Raw genomic sequence first — 24,278 nt, forward strand, 5'->3', positions numbered from 1 at the left:
TCCCGTCGTATTTTATAGCATGGTTGCGGGCCGGTCAGTTTTCCATTATCGTAACTGGATTGTAGTGTGGGCGTGCGAGGTGACGCCGGATGGCGTAACCAGAGGAGATATTGCAGAGTCATGGCGTTAACTGCAGAGAGTAAAGGCGCGATGGTCACCGGCTACCGCCGACACGACAAGGACACGGGCTCGCCCGAGGTCCAGGTCGCATTGTTGACGGGTCGAATTCAGCAACTGACGGAACACCTCAAGTCCCACAAGAAGGACCATTCGTCGCGGCGTGGATTGTTGAAGATGGTCGGCGCTCGATCGAGCCTGCTGAAGTTCCTGACGAAGACCGACCGCGAGAAGTATCAGAAGATCATTGATAGCCTCGGTCTGCGAAAATAATCCGCGGGGGCGACCGGCTCCCGCCACGTCGGCTGGCCTCTTTCCCAGAAAAAGCCCGTTACGAGGATTGCTGCGCGACACAAGCCGCCCCCTTGCGGTTCGCGCGCCGGTCACGGGTTTCGAATCAGCGGTAATCAAGTGTTTTGTGTGATGTGTCGTAATAGCGTGTCGTGTAGGCGTGTTGGAGAAGGCGCAAGGTAGGCAACCATTATGAAGACGTATAGCGTAGAAGCGGAAATCGGCGGTCGAATCCTCAAGATTGAAACCGGAAAACTGGCCAAGCAGGCGGCGGGCGCCGCCCTGATCACCTACGGCGAGACGGTCCTGCTCGCCACGGTCGTCACCGACAAACCCCGGGAAGGCATCGATTTCTTCCCGCTCACCGTGGACTATCGCGAGAAGATGTACGCGGCGGGCAAGTTCCCCGGCGGTTTCTTCAAGCGCGAAGCCCGGCCCACTCAAAAAGAGATTCTGACAATGCGGCTGACCGACCGGCCCATCCGCCCGCTGTTTCCCGACGGCTTCATGAATGAAGTCCAGATCCAGTGCATGACCCTCTCCTCCGATCAGGAAAACGACGCCGACGTGCTCTGCATGTGCGGCGCGTCGGCCGCCTTGACCGTCAGCCCGATCCCGTTCGAAGGCCCGACCGCCGGCGTTCGCGTTGGCCGCATCAACGGCGAATTCATCATCAACCCCACCGTCGCCCAGCGCGCGGAGAGCGATATTGAGGTCATCCTCGCGGGCCATCAGGATGCCGTGAACATGATCGAAGTCGCGGCGATGGAACTGCCGGAGCAGACCATCGCCGACGCCATCGCCTTCGGGTTCAACGAGATCAAGAAGATCGTCACGTTGATTCGCGAACTCGGCGAGATGGTCAATGTCCAAAAAACCTGGACGCCGCCGGCCAAAGACTCGTCGCTGGTCAGTCGCGTCGAGGAACTCTGCTCGCGCCTCGACCTCAAGGGGGCCAAGAAGAAGGATAAGAAGGCCGAGCGGTATGCCGCGGTCGATGAAGTCTATAAGAAGATCAAGGCCGAACTCGTACCCGCGGGCGCGGAGAATCTTCCCTTCACCGAGAACGATGTCCACGCAGAAATCCAGAAGATCGAAGAGCGGATCTTCCACAAGATGGTGCTGGACGACGGCCGCCGCACCGACGGTCGCGGTCCCGAAGACATCCGCGAGATCATCTGCGAAGTCGGCGTCCTCCCCCGGACGCATGGTTCGGCCCTCTTTACGCGCGGCGAGACGCAGGTGCTCGTCGTGGCCACGCTGGGCACGTCTCGCGATGAACAGACCGTGGACGATCTCCTCGAGGAATACAGCAAGAAATTCATGCTGCACTACAACTTCCCGCCGTTCTGCACCGGCGAAGTGAAGCGCATCGGCGCCGTCGGCCGCCGCGAGATCGGCCACGGCAATCTCGCCGAGCGTTCCTTGCAGGCCGTCCTGCCCGGCCCCGACAAGTTCCCCTACACCATCCGCCTGGTTGCCGAAGTCATGGAATCCAATGGCTCCTCGTCGATGGCCTCGGCCTGCGGCGGCACGCTGGCCCTCATGGACGCCGGCGTCCCCATCAAACACCCCGTCGCCGGCATCAGCATCGGCATGGTTCACGACGGTGACCGCTACATGCTGCTCACCGACATCCTCGGCGAAGAGGACCATTTCGGCGACATGGACTTCAAGGTCACCGGTACCCAGGTGGGCATCACCGCCGTCCAGCTCGATCTCAAGGCCCGCAGCATCAGCCAGAAACAGATCGGCGAGGCCCTGCAGATGGCCAAGAATGCCCGGATGAAGATCCTCAAGGAAATGCTCTCGTGCATCTCCCGGCCCAAGGCCGAGATCAGCAAGTACGCCCCCCGCCTCCTCTCCATCAAGGTCCCCCAGGACAAGATCGGCAAGATCATCGGCCCCGGCGGCAAGGGCATCAAGAACATCGAAGCGACGACCGGCGCCAAGATCGACATCGAGGACGACGGCACGGTCTATATCTCCTCGCACAACGCCGACGGCGCCCAGGCCGCCTACGAAATGGTCGAGCAGATTTCGGAAGGCGTCCGCCTCGGAAAGATCTACACCGGCCGCGTCACCTCGGTGAAGGACTTCGGCGCCTTCATCGAAGTCGCCCCCGGTCAGGACGGTCTCTGCCACATCAGCGAGCTGTCCGACGGCTACGTCCAGCGCGTCACCGACGTGGTCAACATCGGCGACACGGTCCGCGTCAAGGTGATCCTCATCGACGACACCGGCCGCGTGAAGCTCTCCCGCAAGCAGGTCCTCCTGGAAGAACGCGGTCACGAGCAGGAAGCGGAAAAGCAGAAGGTGTAGGGGTGGCACGGGCGTCCCTGCCCGTGGGCACTGTGTAGCGTCCGGTGCCCCGTGCCGGACGTCGCTCAATCAGAGCCTCGCGGCGCAAGCCCGGAGTCTATCCGTGTGGCACCGGTCGTAGATCGGCCGTGGCGGACTCTCAGCCGGCATCTTCGGTGTCCGCTGGTGCGAGAATCCCTTCTCGCACCTACGCTCGCGGGAATCCCTTCCCTCCTCGCACACCGCCCGTAGGGCGCGCGCTGGTTGCCAGGGTGTTTCAACCCCTGGGTCTCAGACCCACCAAGTCTCTTCTCATTTTCCCCCCAGCCCGAAGGGCTGATCGAAAGTAGGCAGGGGCAACGCCCCTGTTGGACCCGTCCAAAGAATCCTCCTCGATCCCGAAGGGATCGAATACACACATCGCCAACGGCATTCCGCTTTTGGGGCAGGTTTCACCCGCCGCAGGCCCTCGATGAATTCCTCACCGGCGAACGGACGCTCCGCTCCGATATCCTGGACCGCCTGACCAGAAGCCTTGGACTTGTACTCAGCCCGAAAAACTGACGCTGGTGGCACCGGCCAAAAGCAGGTATTCCGTGTCTCCCACTCCACCCTAACCAAGAACGCTTGCAGGGTGCCCCAAGCCCTGCAACCCGCGTTCCAACTGGCAAAAAATCGCCACTATTCGGGACTTTTTCGTTAGAATATTCTCCTAAACGGCACCTTTGTTCCAAGAAACGATCGCGGAGGAGAGGCCGGGCAAAACTGGAGTTCAAAATCGATGGCCCATATCTCCAGAGCGAGCTTTCCATCCCGCTCCTTTACGGGACGTATGTTTTCAAAAGGGAAGTGGTGCCGCATTGAAATTGACACGCCAGATTCTCTCACAATAGCCCTTCAAATCGGCACCGCCTATGGCCTTGGCACCCTGTTGCGAATCTTCGATGATGCGGAAGGGCGCCAACTATGCGTTATTGTTGACGTATCAAGACTTCCGTCCCGCAACGAGTCGGACTTGGCAGAGGTAAAGGCCTGGCTACCGAAATGCGCAATACTGGTTGCAGGTAGAGTGATGTCCGGGGCTCAAGCTGTCCCGGAAAACAACATTTTCTGGGTAGGTGCGACTGACTACTCAAAAGACCCACAACGCGAGAACGCGCATGCGTTCCGGCGGAGATGCCGCTTTGACGTTCTCAATGTAGTAGCATCCTGTCTGAATTCGAACCCTCCCGAGGCCTTTTGCAAGTTCTCGCGGCTCGCAGGATCCGAGACACACACTCGGATTTACGACCGTGACGACTTCATAGAAGCAATCCGCTATTGGGAAGCGAAGGGGTACGTAAAGCTACTAAACCGCGCAGGTGATATCCAAATCAGTCCGGCGCTGGATGATCAAATGATGGCAGACATTTCCGCTTACTCATGGGCCGAGGCCGACCAATCCGTCTCGAACAACTCCGCACACACCCACAAATCTATCGTCGCCCCCTTGGAGTATGACATTTTCGTCTCCCATGCCTCCGAAGACAAAGATAGTGTCGTCAAGCCACTTACCGATGAGCTCCTCAGACGCGGACTTCGCGTCTGGGTTGATTATAAAGAACTTCGGCTTGGCGATAGATTGCGCCAACGAATCGACGACGGCCTCAGCCGGTCCCGGTTTGGTGTCGTTATCGTAAGCCCCCGCTTCTTTGCCAAGCGATGGCCGCAGACTGAATTAGACGGCCTAGTCGCGCTTGAGTTGGCTGACGGACGAAAGCGCATACTTCCCATCTGGCACGATATTGACTACGAGGGTGTTACGCGGTACTCGCCGTCCCTGGCCGGACGCTTGGCCTCAGAATGGTCTGCGGGAGCCATGAAGGTCGCTGACGCAATAGAGCAAGCCATTCGTGATTAAGAAACGATCATGACACCGAAGGAACTTTCACGCGCCGCATACAGAATATTCGTTGGAGCCATTCCACCAAATCTTGCGATCCGAAGTCAGGAAGATCAGGAAGATTACGGCGTGGACTACGAAGTTGAACTTACGACAAATCAAGACGAAGCAACCGGCTACATCTTTAAAATACAACAAAAAGGCGCTCATACTCTAAGGCGCATGAATGACGGGAAGACTGTAATCCTCGAAAAATTTCCAATCGCCAAACTGACTTATTACCTTAGAGAACTCCGGATACCCATCCTCTTGGTAGCGGTTGAAATAAGCAGCCGGACTGTCTTTTGGTGTCAGCTTCAGGGGAACCCTGGGGTTGAGTCAGCCTATGCAAACGCCTTAAGGCGTGGCCGCCAAACCATATCTCTTCACATTTGCGCCTCCAACGCTCTTCCCCAGACCTTCGACGACTTCATGATCGCTGTTCGCCAATCCTCCGACTGGCTACTCGTCACTGGGATGATCGATACCCCGACTCACAACTTCACCGCTGCTGCGCTTCGTGGTGACAAGCTCGACGATGCAGTCTCACGTGTTCGTGACCACTTAGATTCCTTGAAGTGCGAGCAGCTAGAACTGTTGATACAGAACAAGAAGAGAAAGGAGGCCCTGGATCAAGCCCGTCTGCTTCTCGAGAGCAAGACCGAAACACCCGCAATCCGCATCGCGGCAGGAATAAACATTACCAGGATCGCCGGCAGTGCCGAAGCAGAGGCCGGCGAACCAGCAGACTCTGGCCAATATCTTCGATTCCGTATCGCCATGATGCTTCGGCTCTTGAGGATCGTGCGGACAACTCCAACACCTAGACGACTACGCCTGTACGTCAGATGCATGCTGAGGTCGGCCCGATTGGCTTTTTTTGTGAATCGCGCCACCGCCTTATCGATGAGTCTTAGAATACAAAAGCAAACAGGGAACGATTTTACTAGACATATCACGGAGGCCCAAAGACAGCCCCTTACTCGGCTCCTTCTTCGGGAATTGCGCTTATGCGCCAACCTTGTCGGCGTGGCAATTGAGGACTCATGCTGTGAAGTAGTGCCGCAGCTCTGGGCCTATGCCGTTAACGACATAGCAAATTATGTCTTGGAACTAAGGGAAGTGGCTTCAGATGAAGCCGCCGCACGTCTGGAGTCGTGGCTAGATTATCGAACGGCTATATCTGTTGAGATAGCGGCCCTACTTAAGAACTGGAATGACCTGATACTGTGTAGCCTCGCATATATGCGGACCGCGAATCCTAGGGATGTATTACACCGGAATCGACGATTTGCAACAGCCGTGTCTTTTTTGAAGCGCATTGCCGATCGCGACATGCGCGAAAAGAGCTTAGCAACGCTTGATGAATACAAGCATGGATTAGAGGAAGTACTTAAGCGATCCCCTACCATCGATGACGATGTGTCCATGTATCGGGAGTTAGCAGCAAGCCTAGGTGTTAACTTGGCCGACCCTAACGATGAGATCGCACAAATCATCAACATAGGGTTGAGGGATTTGAATCCCGAGCGCGTCGTGAAAAAGTGTCGTTATTTCTACGTTTCTATCGGTGTTTCTGGAGTTCCTGCGCAGATGATTGGCCTGCCTACCGCTGGTAGCAAGTTTTTGCATTGTACACGACACAATTTCACCATGATGGGCTATAGCCTGGATGATATCTATGGTTGGTTCGAGAGCCAACACTGTTCAAAGTGCCGAGATTGCGAACCATTGCCGCCCGATTGGTCTTGGACTCTTGAATGGCAGGAGGAACAAGACAAAATTCATAAATCATTTGCGAATCGCAAATACCAATTATGAACCTACCGGCTATCGAAAAACCAATTGCCAAGCGACCCATCCGACATCCCACTTCCTACATCTCACATCGAAGTCTTCCGCCAATCCCCGCCCCGCTGACGCTCACAACAAATCCCATCGGGCGCGAGAATCTCTTCCCCCGCTCGCCTCAAATCGGATTCTACGAATGTCGTCGCCGACGTCGCGACGCGACGTGTCATCGGCGACGCGCTCATCGTCCTCCTCGTCGCCATCGCTCCGTGCCCTGAGAGGGGCGCCGTCCGCCACATCCGGAGGCTCGGCGCTCTCCTCGCGGGGACCGTTGGCCGGATCGGCGCTCGCAGCGGCCGGCTCACCCGGCGTGGCCGGCCCATCGTTCGATGCGACGGATGGATCGTCCGGCGCCACCAGTCTCCCGTCGGGTGCCCGTTTCATCTCCCACGGCATGTACGACTTCGGGTTGATCGGCTTCAACCCCCAGATGTCCCGGATCGCCTGATTGAGCGACTGGTCAAACTCCGCCTCGGTATAGGGCCGACCGTCCTTGTCCCGGCCGAAGGGCGCTTCGTCGTCATACTCGTCCACCTGCGGGTGGTTCGGCCGGCGCCGGGCCGCCTCCGCCCGAATCCGCGCCACTTCAAGCTGCGTATCGTGGTGGGCCCGGGCGATCGTATAGCGCGCGTCGATCCGCCGACGCGCCAGGTCGTTCCGCTCCCGGGCCACGTCGATCCGCTGAAAGCGCGCGATCGCCGCCGAATACGTCCGCACCAGATCCTCCGTCAAATCCTCCGCCTTGCTGCTCTGCGCAATGATCTTCCCGACCAGTACGCGCTGCGCCTCACTGAGTAGCGCACGGTCTTGCTGCTCCCGGTCAAAGACCTCCGGCGACAAATACGGGTACATGAACGATCCTCCCTCCCCATCCGATTGACGTGCGGCCCGATTGCCCCCCACGCAATTCGGAGAATAGGCGCACGGTCACAAAAGGCAAGCCGCCACGCGACATTCTGAGCAGCGTTTGCGGTCATCTACCGATCCGGTCGGACCTTACAGCGCACAAAAAATCAAAGAATATTTCCTTGCCATTGTCGAAGCCGTGTGCTATATTCGCATATTGTTAGGTTTCGCGATCAGGTGTCGCGCCCGTGCCTCCGGTCGCCGGCGGCTCGGCCTGACTACTCGGAGATTCCGCGCGATGAGGCCGAATTTCAAGGGTTTCAGGAGTTTTCGAGCTAAGAACTTTCGACTTTGCGCTCAATTGCGGTCGTTTGCGCATCAAAAAAATCTGCGCCCCTCTTTGCCAGGAGTTTACCCGCCGTGGCGGGCCGTCCCGTTTTCGGCTTCTTTCGCCTTCTTTCGGCCCAAAAAAAATCTCTGCACCTCTGTCCCTCTGTGGTTCATTGTGCTCGGGTCGCGGTACAATGCCGTGGAAATCTCGTATCCATCGGACCCGTCGCCGGAAACTGCCCATGTCTCAGCCCGATCGCCAACCCGACCCCCCCGGCCCCTTGAGCCCCCTTGCCGAGCAACTGGCCGAGATCTCCGCGTTGACCGGCGGTCTGGCCCACGAAATCCGCAACCCGCTCTCCACGCTCAAGGTCAACCTTCAGCTTCTGGACGAAGACTGGCAGCGCGTCGAAAACAGAGAGGCGTCCGGCGGCGACGACGCCCGCGATGTGGCCCGGCGCAGCCGAACGCGGATTGCATCGCTCCTCAAGGAGGCGAATCGACTCGAACAGATCTTGCAGGATTTCCTGGTCTACGTCGGCAAGTACGAACTCCAGCGCGAGCCGCACGATCTGAATCGCATCGTCCGCGAGTTGGCCGATTTCTACCAGCCGCAGGCCCAGGCCGGCGGCATCGAACTGCGGTTGCACCTTGCAGATCAGCCCATCGTCTGCGACGTCGATGCCAACCGGCTCAAGCAGGCGGTCCTCAACCTGCTGATCAACGCCCAGCAGGCCATGCCCGACGGCGGCCGGATTGACCTCCGCGTGACCGACAGCGCCGAAGGTGCCCGGATCGACGTCGAAGACAGCGGCCCGGGCATCCCGCCGCAGGAGCGGGACCTGGTCTTCCGCGCGTACTATTCGACCAAGAAGGGCGGCACCGGTCTGGGCCTGGCGACGACGCATCGCATCATTCGCGAACATGGCGGCCGAATCGAGTTGGACGCGCCCCTGCCGCGCGGCGCGCGCTTCAGCATTCAATTGCCCAAGACCAGGCACTAGGGCCGGTATCGGCCTTGTGGTATCCTAAGGGCGGGCTGAGCACTAAACGGAGCGATTGCCATGAAGACGCTCTTGCCTGGGTCGGTCGTCGCCCTCATCGTGACGAGTGCCGCGATGGGTCAGTCGTTCAATGTGGCGGTCGGGCCCACGCTCGTACAACCGTCGCCGGCGTACGGGGCTGCCGGTGTGGCGGGCTACTGGAATGCCATTCCCGCTTACCACAACACGACGACGAACGATATTCGCCAGCTCGACGGCACGGTGACCAACGTCGATGTCTGGCAGTACGGCGGCACGGAGCTGCGGAGCACGAACGATCCTGGGACGTCGGGCAACGATGCGCGTTTGATGGACTATTGCCAGGTGACCTACACGACGAACCTGGAGACGTGCCTGTTCTTCTACAACCTGCAACTCGGCGAATACGAAGTTCTCAATTACGCGATGATGCCGGCCGAGCCGGGCGTGCTGAGCTACACGAGCTGCGACGAGGAGCCGGGGCAACCGCACCACACGGTCGGCGGAGCGTGGCCCGGCCAGCATGTCGAGGAGGTGACGTATTCGCGGCACCGCGCGGTGGTGACGGCGGCCAACGGGCTTCTGCGTCTCCATTCCGGCATCGTGCCGGGCGAGGACCCGGCCATGGGCGCGGCGTTCAATGGCGTGCAGATCCGCAAGTTGCCGCCCAAGTCGCCGGGCGACATGGATTGCAATGGCAGTGTGGACGGGGCGGATTTGCGGGGGTTTGTCGATGCGCTGCTGATGCCCAGCGCCTATTATTCGTCACAACCCGCGTGCCGGATCGACAACGCCGACCTGAACGACGACGGGCAGATGACAGCGGCGGATGTGGAGCCGTTTGTGGAGGCCCTCGTGTCGCAGTGATGGACGAGAATGAGGCGGCGCGCCCGAACGCGGCGGGCGCCAACCTCTTAGCGGCGCTGACCGAATCCGCCCGTCTGACCGCCGACGCTCCTGAACTGGCCGCGCTGGCGATTGATCGCCTGCGTCCCAAAGACGCTGGGCACGTTGCCCTGGCCGATCCCGAAGTTGCCTTCGGTGATATTGCGGATTCCCTGAAACAACTGGGGGAACGGCTGGATCTGCTGGCCCATGCCGGGAGGCGCCTGCCCCTCTTCGGTCGTTTGCGAACCCTGGAAATTCAGAGGGCTTCCCCCGCCGGCCGGCAGGAAAATACCAAAACCACGATCGTTGAGCATGGTGAAGAGCTGATCCACTCCCTTCAACCCATACACGTCGTTGATGCTGACGTTCCGGTCGAACTGCACGTTGTCAATCGCCCGGGCCATTTGATGCGTAATCCACTGCCCCGGCGTGATCAGCCGCGAGCGCATAGCGTTCATCGCGCCCATCTGCGTCGATTGCATCTGAATCGCCTGCACCAGACCGCGGCCCTGGTCGGTCAGGAACATGTTGAATCGACCGTCGGGGCGCACCTCCATGCCGAAGATATCGGTCCCCTTCTTGCTCAGGGTGGCGGCGGGCGACCGAATCTCCAGATCGCTTCGCGTGCTGCCTTCGGCAACGCCCGCCTTGATCTGGCCGTACCCCAGATCCATGCGGCACACGGCGACGCCATCTTTCAGCGACAACTCAGAAATCTGAATGAGTGAGCCGGTGTCGAAGAGCAGAACGGTCGGCGGATCGGCCGGCCGCGCAACGAGCTTCAGCTTGCCGCGAATCGGCACGTGCACGGCCTGACCCGCGCGGAGGGAATCGCCCAGCTTGACCGGCTGCCAACCGGCAGCGAGTTTCGGATCGGTGCCGGCGGGTGCGACGCGGACATTGCGATCAATCCCAATCACTTCGAAGACCAGCGAAGCCTCGCCGGCCGCGGGTTGTGTGCCCGCCGGGGTCGCCTGCGCGAATGCCGTCGTTGTAAACAAAACGCCCGCCAGCGCAGGCACCATCACCGCCATCATGAATCTTCGAACCATTTCAGAATCCTCGCTCGAATCGTGCCCGGTCTCATCTCCCGATGCTTCAGACCGCGCGCCAGCCGGTTCCGCCAGGGACCCGGCAACACAAAGTTTATGATAGGCCTCCTGCAAACGCCAAATCGGCCTGCTTTTTCGCCGATCCGCCGGGATCCTCCCGTTCCCAAGTATAGCCGCATTCGTCGCTTAGCGACGAAATGGACTTTAGGGCGACGGTTGCGTGGAGGGCGGGACGATCAGGTTGCCCTGGGCGTCGCGATCGCCTTCGTCGGAAAGGTCCACCCCCTGCGACTCGTACAGCCCTTTCTTGGCCATCAGCTCGTCCGCGTCGCGCATTAACCCGTATAGGATCGCTCCGGTCATGAACTGATAATCCACGGACTCGTCGATCATCTCGCGATACACCAACTCGCGAAGGGCGTATCGCCGATCTCCCAACCCCCACGAACCGAACAAATTCATGTTGACGCCGCCCCGAATCTGACAAATCTTGCAGACCATATAGGCGACGCTGCCGGAATCGATCACGTTTTCCGGCTCCAGTTTCCATGCGGATCGAGCAATTCCGCGCGATTCCAGTTTCGTCTTGCGCTCCTCAAAATCCTTGCTTCCGTCCTGGCCGTCCGCCAGGATCAACATCGCACGGTACGCCTCATCTACCGTGACCAGATTCAATTCCGCGACGTACGCTTGAAACCCCTCATCCGAAAGCTCGGCGGCGTTGACGGACGGCTGCTCCTGGCGCGGAGCCGTACAGCCGGAAACCAAGGCGCCAAAGCCAAGCAGTGCGAGGAGACAAAAAGGCGTGAAACGCCGGCGAGGACGAATACGCATGATTATACCCGCCATAATGGGGGGCCTCATCAGAAAAAACTCAGAATGACCACGTCACGCCTGTCAGCAGGAAGGTACGCGTCGTCTGGTCGCTAAACGCGCTACCAGGAAAAAATGTGCCAAAACGCACAGTCCACGATAAATCGCTGAATATTCGGTAGTTAGCGTAGTGATCCATTTCCCAGCCGAGATATCCGGACTGAACGTCGGCGAGGCTGTCGCTGATGGCGGCAATACTCTTGTTCTTGTAATAAAGGTAGTAGTCGCTTCCCAGTTCCAGGTCCTTCGTCGCCTCACAGTCCGGCAACGGTCGGAACGACCCACCGAGGCGCCACACATGGATATTGGAAAGCCGCGGCGAGAAAGACAAACCCGTGTCGCGGAAACCGAAGCCGGAAAAGCTCCGATCGGTGTGATCATTCATATTGCCGCCTTCGGCGTTCGTCGGGCTGCCGAGGCGGTTGGCATCGCCGCTGGCGAACATGTATTCCGCGGAGATGACCGGCTTGGTCTTGTGCTTGAAGTAATAGTCCAGGCGATGATCGAATCCCCAGGCCCGGATGTCGTCCCGGTACCGGAACTTTCGATCACCGTAGCTCGTCCCGCGTTCAATCACCCACTCGGTTCCATATTTTAGATTCGACACTAACTCGCCAGTGGAACCAAAGCCGACGTAGGTGGAGTCGTAGTCGTATTCTTGCAGCCAATCCTGCGGATCTTCGGCGGTCTCGTCGTTTTGCCAGGCGACGAAGACAAACGGCTCGTGACGATCCCAGCCCTTGTAGCGTTCCTCGATGATCCAGAAGTTGCGATCACTATGGTCGGCGACGGGGCGGCTGCGATCGATGTTATCCGTGCTCTTGGGCGTCTTACCGATGAGGAACGAGGTTTCAAAATCGTACCACTCCCCGATTATCTGCACATGATCGAGCGGGAGGTTGATCGCATAGCCGGTGCCGGCGTTGACCAGGTCGCGGCCGGCCTTGATTTTCAATTCAAACGGTGCGTCGTAAGAGCCATAAAGGCGCAGGGCCTTGGCGAGGTCGAACTGGTACCAGCCGCGTTCCAAATTCGGGCCGTCGAGATCATCATCGTTGCCGGTGTAGCTGTCCCCGGAATTCCAATCGAGATACGTCGTGCGCATTCTCGCGTAGCCCGTGTGGATGCCGCGGTCCGCGCTGATGTTGGTCCACAGTCGAAGTTCGTTTTGACGAAGCGTCCGGCTGCTCTCCACGCCGTCGTCAAAGAGGAAGAAGTAAGAGTTGTACCAGCCGCCGTAGTCGACGCGGAATTTCTGTGCGGCGGGTAATTCCTGCTGCAGCTTGGCCTGGTTTTCGCGCTCCAGAGCGCGTTGTCGCTCGATGAATTGAGTGGAGGGGCCGCTGTCCAGGCTCATCTGGGCCACGGCTGCGCCGTGAGTCACGCCAAGGACGGCGACGACGGAAAGAACGCACGAGGCGGGGGATCGTCTCAGGGTCCGCAAGGCCTTGCCTACCTCCATGTCCCTCGTGCAAGTCGCAGGGCCAACGACCTTGCGGGGCCTGCACCGGCCGTCCGACGCCCCCAACGGGCGTATAGTCGGGTAAAAATGCGCGATACGCAACACTCCCGGCCCAGCCCCGCATGCTCCGTCTTACGGAGTTCAACGCGGGTGGCCGTAACCGACTATCGTCGTTCCCCCTCCTATTGCTCAAAAAACATGGGAGTCGCGCGACCGATATTCGTGCCGCTGGCGTGGCAGGCGACATGACCGATGGGGCTTCGCAATACTGGAAATACGCGGGGCGCGGTCGGCGGAGACCCGACGAACCGGTGAGAATGCCGGTTTCCTAGTCTTGAAATCCGTGAGGAATAGCACCCCACATGTGGGTTCAACCGCCGGGTGGGGGGAGCCTGGGTCCGCCGCGGCCCCCGCCGCTGCCAGCCTGTCGATCGTCACTTTCGGATCCGCTCTTTGAATTGGGATCGATCAGCACGACGAGAATGCCCTGCTTGCCGTAAACGATCTTGGCCTCAACGGACTGTTGGGGTTGGAAATCGCCCGGATCCAACTCCTTGTTCGCGGAATCCACAAAGCGGGTGGCGCTATCAAGGACTTTCAGAGTCAGCTTACGGACGGGGACCGATTTGGGCTTCGCCGTGGCGGTGGGGTTATTGCCGGGTCGAATGGGCGCATCCATGGCCTTCGACTCCAGGTCCGGCCAGGTTCGATTGCCCTTGGGCTTGGCCTTGATGATGATCTGATCGGCCTCGATCTTCTCGATCTTGCCGACGACCTCGATCGTGGTGAGAGAAAGTCGGGCGAGGTTTTTCTTGGCGTTTTTCTTTTCCGACTCGAGCGGATCCGCAAGGTCCCAGGACGCATCGCAATACAAGCCCTTCGTGATGAGCTCGGCGAGCTGATCGAGTTCGATTCTGAAGTTATTGGCGTCGGGGACGTCGATCACCGGCTCCGGTTCCCGGATGACGCGCAGGTCGACCTTCTTGGCGCTCTTTCCCTGCGGATCAAAGCTTAGAACACCCAGGAGATTCTCTTCTTTGTCGTCCGCAGCGAGCGTGTATTTGATGACCCGGCCGAACGTCGTATTGCCGGCGGGAATGTCGCGAGGCTGTTCTGACCCACCGGAATTTGAAGGTTTGGATGGTGCTCCGCGTTGCCGACCGCCGCCCCGACCTCCAGGTCCGGCTTCGGTGGCAACCGCACACAGCGCGATCGCGAGCAGCGCGCACAACCAGCCGGTTCGACGCAAAGCCACAACCAATCGATTGACCGACTGCATGGGGAGACTCCTTCGGCTCTCGAATTCCTATGCCAACTCCAAGGTCCCTCAGGGATAACATACCAGGCGGGCGGTTCCCGATCCCCTCGGGCTCCACGGTATTATAGCCCCGCAACCTGTCATTATACCACCTCGTTCATCCTCCCACCGGAGGAATGTCGCACTCGTAAAACAGGCTATTTTCCGCAGTAATCGATGATCCGGGCGATCTCACTGCGGAGCTGCCCGCGCTCGACGATCCGGTCCACATAGCCGTGCTCAAGCATGAATTCGGCGGTCTGGAAGCCTTCGGGCAATTCCGTCTTCACGGTGTTCCAGATGACCCGGGGACCGGCGAAGCCGATCATGGCCTTGGGTTCGGCGATCATCACGTCGCCCAGCATCGCGAAGCTGGCGGCGACGCCGGCCGTGGTGGGGTCGGAGAGGACGGTGATGTACAGGCCGCGTTTGGAATCGTGCCGCGCCAGGGCGGCCGAGGTCTTGGCCATCTGCATGAGGCTCACGAGCCCTTCCTGCATTCTCGCGCCGCCCGAGCAGGTCACAATGACGATGGGCAACGATTCATCCGTCGCCCGTTCGATCGCGGCGGTGACTTTCTCGCCAACGACGGAGCCCATGGAGCCCATGACGAAGAAGGGGTCCATGACCGCGAGGATCACGGCACGACCCTTGATGTAAGCTCGACCCGTAATAACGGCCTCTCTCACGCCGGACTTTTCCTGGGCCTTGGCAAGACGATCGGTGTAGGGTACGTCATCCGACCATTCGAGCGGGTCCGTGGAAACCATGGCCTCGTTGAATTCTTCGAAACTGTCAGGGTCGGTCAGTTGCTGAATTCGAGTTCGGGCGTCCACGCGATAATGGTGCCCGCATTCCGGGCAGACACGCAGCTTTTCCTCCAGGACCTTTTTGAAGATCATCTTGCTGCAGCCGTCGCAGCGCATCCAGAGACCTTCGGGAACCTCGACCTTGGCCATCGTTGGTTCAATCTCCAATGGGCGGCGCCGCCCTCGCGCACCGCCACGCCCGAATTATACCGCGAATACGCGGAGAACGGCCCACCGGGTAAAAAAGGAACAGGACCTGGCGTTCTCACGCTCAGGTCCTGCTGCTGCTAGCAGAGCAGTAAAGTACCCGCCGCTTGGGCGGGCGAACCGGACAAGCCGGTTCGGTTTGATGCGTGTGCCGTGTCGGTCGCTAAGTGTGCGAACCTCGTTGTTACCGGCACGGCGCTACAGGCTGCGAGCCCGCATCAGCCGTCAGGCGAAATCGGAAGACCGGTTTCGCCCGATGCATCGCCGCCTGCTTGGAGCGTTAAGTGCTCCCATTCTCCGCGGATTTAGTTACCGCCGAAGAACAGCAACGCCCAAGAGAGGGGGACGAAGATCAGGTCGATCAACGGGTTAAGGTCGATCAAGCCGATCAACGCAGCAATCGCGAAATCAAGAGTTCCCATGTTTGCAAACCTTTCCTTTTCTAATAACCAGACTGACCGCACACCTTACAAAGCGTGCGGTTTTGTCACTGTCGCTTAGTTGCCACCAAAGAACAACAAAGCCCAGGACAGCGGAACAAAGATCAGATCGATCAGAGGATTCAGATCGATCAAGCCGATCAATGCCGCAATCGCGAAATCAAGAGTTCCCATCAGTACAACCTCTTTGTTCCCGAACCTGTTTGTCTTGGACTTCCACGAGAGACCCCATCGGCAGTACTGATTAGCGGGAACGCCTAATCAGAACCTGCAGGGGCCCCGGCCTTGCCGCGCCTAAAGGACGAGGCGTATCAGGCTTTATCGCCTGATATAGAGGGCGGAGTTTAGCTACTTGGTGAAATCCGTGTCAACCCCCGGAGGTCGTAATTCCGTCTTTTTTTGTCTTGGAGGTCCAATAATATCCATTCCCGCAAAGATAGCACCATCGGCAGTCTCCGATGGTTCAAAATGCCCTTTTCTGATTCATAACGTGTTTATGGATATTAAGTTACGATGCATGCCCTATAAAACAGAGGCCCCAGCCGATCGCGTCTGTTCGAAATGCCGTTAAGTGACGAGGCCCGTCGGGCCAAACCGATAGATCGTAATATTGTAGAACAAAGGGCTAATTCTCCTCGGTGGCGGGACGAGGTCAGTTTCAACCGAATGGGTAAACTGTGATTGCAACAAAACCACGAGATCGCACCCGGCCGGGCGGGAATGAGGCAAGAGAATACGAACTTTCGCCTGCGCCGACCGTCTCCAAGTGGTCCTTTGCGTCGGCGACCGACGCCAAACGGGGAGATTCGCGGGACGGCGCGACGCCGAAGCCGCCCAAAAGCCCGATCGCTGCGATGGCCATTTTGTTCCTCGCTGCCGCTGGAGCGTTCGGCTATTTCGCACAACGTGGACATCTCGTCGGCGAAATTGCATCCGTCGTCATGTTGCCCTGCGCGCTGCACGGCGTGTGGCGCGGCGGCTTCCGCAAAACGGCCATGATTGCCGTGACGCTCGGCCTCCTCAATCTCTTCTGGGCCAAACCCGATTTCGCTGCACCGCTGGTGACCGCGGTGGGCGCACAACCGGGGCCCTTCAGCAATGTGGTCGCGGCCATGCTGGCGTCGCTGGCCATCTGGGTCACGGCGTTTTTCTTCGCCCGCTCCCTGCAGCGTCGAGTCATCGTCAAGAACCGGTTCAGCGCCGCGACGGATCGCTTCGCCGGAGGCGCTGTCGGCGCCGCGGAGGGCGCGCTCATCGTCCTGGCACTGTGTTGGTTCGCGTCGGGCCTGAGGCCCTATGCGACCGGGCTGGTCCATGCGGATGAGACCGTGCAGGGCTCGGCGCGGGATCGCATCGGCCGCTACCTGCTTCAAATCGCCGACGAGTCCGGCGCTGGGGCTCTCGGCCAGGTCAGTCGGGCGACCAATCCCCTTGATCAATTTCCGCAACTCCGCAACGCCATCGATCAACTCAATACGAACGGACGGCTGGATCTGGAGACGATCGATGCCGGGGCCGTTCAGGAAGTGCGGCGGCTTCTGGAGCAAAGCGGAGCGCCGGCACCGGCCCCTCTGAGATAGAATCCTGTACGCCCTAGCACGTTTCTCACATCCGCAAAAAATTTGCCAGGAGCTTCGTTCCCTCCGACGTCAAGAAGCTCTCCGGGTGGAATTGCACGCCCTCCAGCGGCGCCGCTTTATGGCGCAGCCCCATGCACTCGTGCTGGTCGGTCCATGCGGAGACCTCAAAATCGGGGCCGAGGGTCGCGGGATCAACCATCAGCGAGTGATAGCGCGTCGCGGTAAATGGGTTGGATAGTCCCTCAAAAATCGTCCGCCCGTCGTGCTGAATCTCGCTGGTCTTGCCGTGCATGATTCGCTCGGCGCGGCGCACAACGGCGCCGAATGAATGGCCGATGCACTGATGCCCAAGACAGACGCCGAGGATGGGAATGCGGCCGTGGAAATGGCGAACGGCCTCGTTGGAAATGCCGGCCTCGCGCGGCGTGCAGGGCCCCGGTGAGATAACGAGGTGCGTCGGTTTCGCCGCATCGAGCTGTTCGAGCGTCACCTGGTCGTTGCGATGAACCGCAATCTCATGGCGCAGCGCCGGCTGCTCCAGACCGATCTCCCCCAACCGCTGAACAAGGTTGTAGGTGAACGAGTCATAGTTATCGATGATGATGATCATCGCGGTCGGCCATCCTTTTTCGCAATCCCCGGTTATCGTATCATCTGGACTGCTTCAACGGCTACTTACATTCGCAAGGACGTATTGCCATGGATGACCGCCATCGCCCCGGTTTTGAAACGCTCTGCATCCATTTTGCCGAAGATCGGGAGGCGAATCTCGGCGCGGCGGCCCCGCCGCTCTATCAGTGCTCGACGTTTACCTATCCGACGGCCGAGCATTTCGAACAACGCCGGACCCTGAAACCCGCCCGCTACATCTACACCCGCGAATCCAACCCGACGACGCTGCTGCTGGAACGGAAAATCGCCGAGTTGGAAGGGGCCGAGTCCGCGCGGGCGTATTCCTCCGGCATGGCGGCGATCTCGGCGGCGATCCTCTCGTGCGTCCGGTCCGGCGATCACGTCGTGTGCATCGAGACGGTTTACGGCCCCACCCGGCGCCTCCTTTCGGATTATCTGCCGAAGTTCGGCATCGAGACGACGTACGTTCGCGGTACCGAGGTGTCGGACTTCGAGACGGCCCTGCGGCCCAACACGAAGCTGATCTACGTTGAATCGCCCTCCAGCCTTCTCTTCGAGTTGCAGGACCTCACCGCCGTTTCCAAGCTGGCCCGGAGCCGCAACATCGCCACGATCTGCGATAATTCCAATGCGACTCCCTATTTTCAAAACCCCGTCGCCCTCGGCATCGATGTTGTCGTCCACACCGCGACCAAGTACATCGGCGGTCACAGCGATCTCGTCGCCGGGTTCGTCGCCGGGGCAAACGAGCGGATGCAATCGATGGCCGCGATGGAAGGCGAACTGCTCGGCGGCGTGGCGGACCCGTTCTCCAGTTGGCTCATGCTCCGCGGCCTGCGCACGCTAGGCGTTCGCCTCGACCGACATTACAAGAACGCGATGGCCATCGCGCGATTTCTGGAGAGCGACGCGCGGATCGGCCGCGTCTATTACGACGGTCTCGAATCGCACCCGCAGGCGTATCTGGCCCGCAAACAAATGCGCGGCCACAGCGGCATGTTGAGCTTTACGTTGCGTGACGGCGGCCGCGATCAAGTTTATGCCGTCGTCAACGCGCTCCAGTATTTCTGCATCGCCGTCAGCTGGGGCGGCTACGAGAGCCTGGCCCTGCCGCTGGAAGTAACCAATCCCGCCTCGGGCCGAAAAGAATGGATCATCCGCCTTAGCGTCGGTCTCGAATCCGTGGAGGACCTGAAGGCGGATTTGTATCTGGCGTTTAACAGAGCCTTCGGTCGGCAATAAACAGAACTGCGGCATTAGGTTGTGACCGGGGCGGAACGCGAATACAATCCCGAACCATCCAGGGACGGACGTATCGACGTCCGAAGGCGTACCCGACGCGGGGTTGTTGCGACAGGGCACATCCGATTTTGACGACGATCAAGCTTCTCATCCTCGATGTGGACGGCGTCCTGACCGACGGTCGGTTGCCGTATGCATCCGAGGGCTGCGAATCCAAGACATTTTTCGTGCAGGACGGAGGGGCGCTGCGTTTATGGCTATCCTCCGGAGGCGAGGCGGCGGTCATCAGCGGTCGGCAATCGCCAGTGGTCGATACGCGATGCAAGGAGCTGGGGGTGCGGCAGCTCGTGCAGGGCGTGAGCGACAAGGTACCCGCGTATGAGAAGATCCGCGATGAGGCACTGGTCAGCGACGAGGCGATCGCTTACGTCGGCGACGATCTGCTGGATATTGCGCCGATGCAACGGTGCGGCTACCCCATCGCGGTGGCCAATGCCCTGCCGACGGTGAAGCGCGTGGCCCGGTACGTCACCCGGCGGCGTGGGGGTGAAGGGGCCGTCGCCGAGGCCGTCGAACGGATCATGCGCCACAACGGAACCTGGGCTGCCGCATTGAATCGGATCGAATCATGACGCGAAAACGAATCATCCTGGTCGCCGCCGCGTTCCTGCTCGGGCTGATGGCGTTCTGGGTCTTTTCGAGCGGCGATCGGCCGGTCCAGCGCCACGCGGAGTCGGAGGTGAGCGGCCGGGTTCGACAGTTCGTCTCGCGACCGACGACGCAGGCCACGCAGACGATCAGCGACGCCGACATGACCTTCAGTCCAGGCGAGATGACGCTGGTCCGCGTCTATGACGAAGTCAGTGGCCGGCTGAAGTATGTCTTTGAGGCCAAATCGTGGGAGCCGATCTCGCAGGTCGATTTCCATTTGCGCGATCTCCAGATTCAGATCTTCATGCCCCGGGGCGAGATTACCTACATCAATGCCGACGAAGCGCAGGTGACGCTGGCCCGCAAGGCGCGCAGCCGCGTAGATCCCCGGCGCGGATGGCTCAAGGGCAATGTTCGCGTTATGATCGATCGCACAACCTCCGCCTGGCGCGAGGCCAACCCGCATCTCGCGGACCGATTTGCACATCCCGACGATCTTATCAACATCCACCTGCCCGAGGCCAAGTTTGACATGGACCGTGCCGAGTTGACGGCCGACGGCGACGTGACGGTCGATAGTATCGAGGCGCGGATCGAGAATGTCCGCGGCCTGACGCTGCAATGGGATCAGGTGGACAACCGGATTGACGTCCTGCGCTTCGACCACGGCGGGACGATGGCTTTGCGGCGCGGCGGCGGAATGGTCGATTTTGCCCTGCCGGGCACCACGCGCTCCAAGCGGAAGGACAAGGCGCCCAAGGACCCGGCGGCGGCCAAAGCGGCGATCGCCGCGCAGTTCAAAGTTCCGCGGGCGCAAGTGATGAAGCCGATGCGGCTCGACGAGCCGACAGCCGACGAGGCAGCGACGGAGATCCGCGTGGAGGGCGGCGTCGCAGCGGCGAACCGGCCGATGGTGCTGGCGGATAGTGAGGCGCGCGGCAATTCACCCGCCGGTACACCGACCACGACATCCACTGCACTGCGCGACCCTAACGCCCTCGTTGCCGATGTCGAGCGCCTGCGCACCGAGGCCAAAGCCGGCGCCTCCGGCGAAGTGATCCAGGGGGACGTTCTGGAGACCGTCCTCAAGAAGAGCGGGCCCAAGGTACACACGTACCGCGCGATCTTTCAGAACAGCGTGGTCGTTGAACAGAAGGACGGCCTGCGCACGCTCAACAAAATCGAATCCGACAAGCTGGAAATCAACTTTGACTTCGGCAAGAAGCAGCGGAATATGACCACTGCCCGCGCGCCGCAGAATGCAAAGCCTGAAGGCGCTGCGGCCCCGGATGGAAAGACCCCGCAGTCCGACCGTCAGACGCCGATCGACGCCGCACCCGACGTCGAAGACAACACCAAGCTCGTGCTCACCTGGGACGGCCCGCTGGAACTCCGGCCCCTCCGCGTCGATCCCGCCGAACAGACGGGGCAACGTTTCGACGCCATCGCCACCGGGAAGATCGTCAAGCTGAAAAGCGAGCAGGGGAGCGGCTCCTGCACGCAGCTTGTCTATCGCCACGAGCGGAAGCAAGTGTGGCTGTCGGGTGACTCCAACGTGCCCGTCCAATTGGACGTGAGCGCCTCGCAACGCCTGACCGGCCGGGAAATCTTCTTCGACCAGCGTCGCGGCCTGGGGCGCATCGACGGCGGCGGCCGGATGATCGACGAACGGCTCGACGGCGTGACCGCGCTGGGCGACTCCGCTGCCGGATCCGGTAGGGAAAAGAAGCAGCGCGATCCCGTGGATATCCGTTGGTCGCGCGGTGTGGACCTGGAGGTCGGCGCGCGCGAGGTGGAGTCCATCAATCCGGCGACGGGCCTTAAGGAAGCGAAGAACCGTGAATATTTGCGCCGTGCGTGGTTCCACGGGGATGTCGCGGTCGTGCAGGGCGATGAACAACTGAACGCGCAGGAAGTGGCCGTGACGTTCGGCCTGCCGGCCGGTAAGGACGAGGTCGCCGACCACATTCAACATCTCAACATGTCCGGCGCGGTGAAGCTCCTGCGGGCGGATGAGTTGATTGCCGCCGAGCGGCTCGACGTGGAAATGACGCTCACGCCCGAAGGGCGCAACATCCCGCGTATCGTTGACGCTGCGGGGAACGTCCTCGCTCAGCAGGGAAAGCGCGAAGTCCGCGCCGGTCAGATGCACGTCGTCATGGGGCAGACATTTCCGCCGGAATTTACGGCGCCCGACGGCCGCAAGGTCCAACCCAAGCCGCGTCTCGGCATGGAGTCGATCGACGCCTCCGAGAACATCTACATCAACGACCCGGACCAGAATCTGCTGGTCAGCAAGGCCCAAACGCTCAAAGCTACGATGCGTGATGGCAATCGTCTCGTTCGGGCCACCATCCTCGGCCACGAACCGGCGCGTTACGCCCGTGCAAGGTACGACGACACCGAAATTCAAGGCCACCGAATCGAGATCGACGTCGAGGGCCAGGCCGTCGACGTGCCGGGCCCCGGCGGAGTGATCCTGGTCACGAACGAGGATTTTGGCGGCCGCAAACTGAGTGAACCGACGCCCGTCAAAACGACCTGGCGTGATTACATGCAGTTTCGCGTCGCCCAGGACTACGGCGTCTTTGTCGGAGAAGTGCACAGTGCATCGGATACGTTCGCACTCAATTGCGACAAACTAACCGTCCGCTTCAGCCGCGTGCCTCCGCCGCCGACCAAGGCGGCCAAGCCCTTCGAAAGTCGCGGCTTTTGGACGCTGGGCACAGCCCGAAGTTACAGGGAGGGCGGGAGTCGCGTTCAATTGGCCGGCGCGGGGAGGGCTTCCAAGAGGCCGTCGTATATCGTCGCGGAAGGGCATGCCGAAGCGCTAAGCAGCGAATTCGTTGACACCGGGGGCGAGGCTGGTGCCGCGATCGATCAGACAGTTCCTTTGCTGGTTCGCGGCCTGCAGGGTTCCCCGCTTCAAATGGGCGTTGGAAAACTTATTGAGTTGGCGTACGCGGAGATGGAGAAAACGGGCGTTACGTCCACGGTTTCTGACGCCCGCGGCCCGCTGGAGGGACGAGCACGGATCGCGTCGGATCAGATCGCCGTCGATCTCGTCGCCCAGCAGATGTCCGTCCCCGGCCGGGGGACGCTGCTGCTCGAAGACTACAAGTTCGATAAGAAGCGCGAGCGCAGCGGAACGCTTCGCGATGACAGCGGCCCGGCGCTGATGAACGCCATGCGCAGCGACGGCCCCAGTCAGACATTGGTGGCCTGGGAAAACTCGATGGACTATTTTGTCGATCGCAACCTCGTCGCCTTCGATCGGGCCGTCTCCATGGTCCATCGCAGCGGACAGGAAATGGTCCTCAAGGGGAAACTGGCCGCGGCGATGAATCTCGATGTCGAAAATCTCAAGCATCTTTCCAAGGGGCGGAAGGCCTCGTTGTCCTGCGGGAATCTGCTGTTGGAGTTTGGTCGCGGATTCCGGGGAGGTTCCGGTTCGACGCAACCGATCATGAGCACGGCCGACCTCGATCGATTGATCGCCCGAGGCGCCGTGCACTTTCAGGAGGACACGAAGAGCCTGATGGGCGAGCATCTGCAATACCTCCGCGAAATCAACGAGATACGGATCGAGGGAAGCGATCGCCTGGAGGCGCGGATCGTCGATCAGGACGAACCCACACAACGTCTGTCCATGTGGAAGGGGCCGATCCTGATCTGGGATCGCAAGACCAATCGCATCGAAGCGCCGCGGGCCACGATTCGCACGAGCCGGCGGTGACGACCCTGTCGCGCATTCGCGCGCGATGTTCACGCTAACAAGCACCGTATGGATATATTCGCTCGACATGCCCTGCCGCGCGCGTAAATTTTTTTTCATTCGCGCTTGCCTTCGCACATCGGCGGGGAACAATTGATACGACAAGGCCAAGAAAAGGCCGCCGATCGTCGGGCATCGACCTATCTGGATGCCATGGGTAATCTAAAACGGCGAGACGTGGCGGCGAGTTGGAGGCCTTGGCGCATCCGGCCAATCGGCCGAGCCGAGTGATTCATAAGGCGCCTCGAAAGTTCGGCGTCATCCGAGGAACGAAAATAGAACTCGCACTTCTCCAGCGTTCCTCGATACGGTGGTTTCGCAGGGTCCGACGTTTCTGTCGGGTCGGCGTCTAAGTCAATCGGAAGGAAGCAAGAACGATTCTGGCGGCCGGACCGCGCGTCCGGCCTGGTGTGTGGCTCCGCGCCAATGGGCGGCGGGCAAGCGGGAAGTGTCATGTCGATCAAAACGGACAGAATCCTCCGGCACATTCGCAGGGGTCAAGGGCATCTTTCTTTCCTCCGTTCAGGCGGTCGCGAAACACCGTGCGGCTTCCTCCCGCGGGAATTCGTGCGTGGAGTGGGTTCCCCCCGCGGCGAAGTCGGCCCTGTTTCGCGGCCCCTGACGACCCCTGTTGCGCAATTATTTTTCGTCGTTCGGAGAGTTATGGGGAGTTGCTGTCTGGTGTGGAGC

17 protein-coding genes are annotated in these 24,278 nt (G+C 60.1%); 10 read left to right on the forward strand and 7 right to left on the reverse strand.

The features are described from left to right. Window positions 1-120 precede the first annotated feature (120 nt). The 4 genes from rpsO to VJZ71_21355 all read left to right on the forward strand — a co-directional run bounded on the left by rpsO (window position 121) and on the right by VJZ71_21355 (window position 6,451). On the forward strand, window positions 121-390 hold the full coding sequence (gene rpsO, locus VJZ71_21340) for a 30S ribosomal protein S15 (GenBank protein HKQ50629.1): 270 nt from the start codon (window positions 121-123) through the stop codon (window positions 388-390). Between the two features lie 210 nt (window positions 391-600). After that, window positions 601-2,730, forward strand: coding sequence for a polyribonucleotide nucleotidyltransferase (pnp, locus tag VJZ71_21345; protein HKQ50630.1), 2,130 nt, complete (start codon window positions 601-603; stop codon window positions 2,728-2,730). Window positions 2,731-3,490: 760 nt separating this feature from the next. After that, window positions 3,491-4,609, forward strand: coding sequence for a toll/interleukin-1 receptor domain-containing protein (locus VJZ71_21350; protein ID HKQ50631.1), 1,119 nt, complete (start codon window positions 3,491-3,493; stop codon window positions 4,607-4,609). A gap of 9 nt (window positions 4,610-4,618) precedes the next feature. Further along, the gene (locus VJZ71_21355) at window positions 4,619-6,451 is read left to right on the forward strand and encodes a DUF4365 domain-containing protein (protein ID HKQ50632.1); all 1,833 of its coding nucleotides are present in this window, start codon (window positions 4,619-4,621) and stop codon (window positions 6,449-6,451) included. A 102-nt stretch (window positions 6,452-6,553) separates the two neighbouring features. Here the strand turns inward: VJZ71_21355 and VJZ71_21360 are convergent, their stop codons facing one another. After that, window positions 6,554-7,333, reverse strand: a complete 780-nt coding sequence (locus VJZ71_21360; GenBank protein ID HKQ50633.1) for a hypothetical protein — start codon at window positions 7,331-7,333, stop codon at window positions 6,554-6,556. 566 nt (window positions 7,334-7,899) lie between these two features. Between VJZ71_21360 and VJZ71_21365 the strand changes: the two genes are divergently transcribed. Together VJZ71_21365 and VJZ71_21370 are read left to right on the forward strand one after the other, a co-directional pair. Beyond that, a complete protein-coding gene (locus VJZ71_21365) occupies window positions 7,900-8,661 on the forward strand; it encodes an ATP-binding protein (GenBank protein HKQ50634.1) in 762 nt (253 codons plus the stop codon). 60 nt (window positions 8,662-8,721) lie between these two features. Continuing rightward, a complete protein-coding gene (locus VJZ71_21370; GenBank protein HKQ50635.1) occupies window positions 8,722-9,546 on the forward strand; it encodes a hypothetical protein in 825 nt (274 codons plus the stop codon). Between the two features lie 47 nt (window positions 9,547-9,593). On the opposite strand, the gene VJZ71_21375 is transcribed toward VJZ71_21370, so the two are convergent. The 5 genes from VJZ71_21375 to accD all read right to left on the reverse strand — a co-directional run bounded on the left by VJZ71_21375 (window position 9,594) and on the right by accD (window position 15,210). After that, window positions 9,594-10,619: a hypothetical protein gene (locus VJZ71_21375; protein ID HKQ50636.1), complete on the reverse strand. Its 1,026-nt coding sequence runs from the start codon at window positions 10,617-10,619 to the stop codon at window positions 9,594-9,596. A 204-nt stretch (window positions 10,620-10,823) separates the two neighbouring features. Further along, the gene (locus VJZ71_21380) at window positions 10,824-11,453 is read right to left on the reverse strand and encodes a hypothetical protein (protein ID HKQ50637.1); all 630 of its coding nucleotides are present in this window, start codon (window positions 11,451-11,453) and stop codon (window positions 10,824-10,826) included. A 40-nt stretch (window positions 11,454-11,493) separates the two neighbouring features. Then, window positions 11,494-12,936 carry an alginate export family protein gene (locus VJZ71_21385; GenBank protein HKQ50638.1) on the reverse strand — a complete coding sequence of 481 codons (1,443 nt, stop codon included), beginning with the start codon at window positions 12,934-12,936 and terminating at the stop codon, window positions 11,494-11,496. 388 nt (window positions 12,937-13,324) lie between these two features. Beyond that, entirely contained in the window at window positions 13,325-14,233 is a 909-nt protein-coding gene (locus VJZ71_21390) for a hypothetical protein (protein HKQ50639.1), read from the reverse strand. A 176-nt stretch (window positions 14,234-14,409) separates the two neighbouring features. Next, window positions 14,410-15,210, reverse strand: coding sequence for an acetyl-CoA carboxylase, carboxyltransferase subunit beta (accD, locus tag VJZ71_21395; protein HKQ50640.1), 801 nt, complete (start codon window positions 15,208-15,210; stop codon window positions 14,410-14,412). Between the two features lie 1,174 nt (window positions 15,211-16,384). On the opposite strand from accD, the gene VJZ71_21400 reads away from it, so the two are divergent. Beyond that, window positions 16,385-17,287, forward strand: coding sequence for a CvpA family protein (locus tag VJZ71_21400; GenBank protein HKQ50641.1), 903 nt, complete (start codon window positions 16,385-16,387; stop codon window positions 17,285-17,287). Window positions 17,288-17,312: 25 nt separating this feature from the next. Here VJZ71_21400 and VJZ71_21405 read toward each other — a convergent pair whose 3' ends face one another. Then, window positions 17,313-17,897 carry an aminodeoxychorismate/anthranilate synthase component II gene (locus VJZ71_21405; protein HKQ50642.1) on the reverse strand — a complete coding sequence of 195 codons (585 nt, stop codon included), beginning with the start codon at window positions 17,895-17,897 and terminating at the stop codon, window positions 17,313-17,315. Between the two features lie 89 nt (window positions 17,898-17,986). Here VJZ71_21405 and VJZ71_21410 point away from each other — a divergent pair, with 89 nt between their 5' ends. From VJZ71_21410 to VJZ71_21420, 3 genes are all read left to right on the forward strand, one after another. Beyond that, a complete protein-coding gene (locus VJZ71_21410; protein ID HKQ50643.1) occupies window positions 17,987-19,162 on the forward strand; it encodes a PLP-dependent aspartate aminotransferase family protein in 1,176 nt (391 codons plus the stop codon). Between the two features lie 128 nt (window positions 19,163-19,290). Then, window positions 19,291-19,794, forward strand: a complete 504-nt coding sequence (locus tag VJZ71_21415) for an HAD hydrolase family protein (protein HKQ50644.1) — start codon at window positions 19,291-19,293, stop codon at window positions 19,792-19,794. Beyond that, window positions 19,791-23,549 (forward strand): hypothetical protein, encoded by a 3,759-nt coding sequence (locus tag VJZ71_21420; protein ID HKQ50645.1) that lies wholly within the window; start codon window positions 19,791-19,793, stop codon window positions 23,547-23,549. The genes VJZ71_21415 and VJZ71_21420 overlap by 4 nt, the downstream gene beginning before the upstream one ends. Window positions 23,550-24,278 lie beyond the last annotated feature (729 nt).

Source organism: Phycisphaerae bacterium (genome assembly GCA_035275405.1).
In the GTDB taxonomy this organism is placed as follows: Bacteria; Planctomycetota; Phycisphaerae; order UBA1845; family UTPLA1; genus DATEMU01.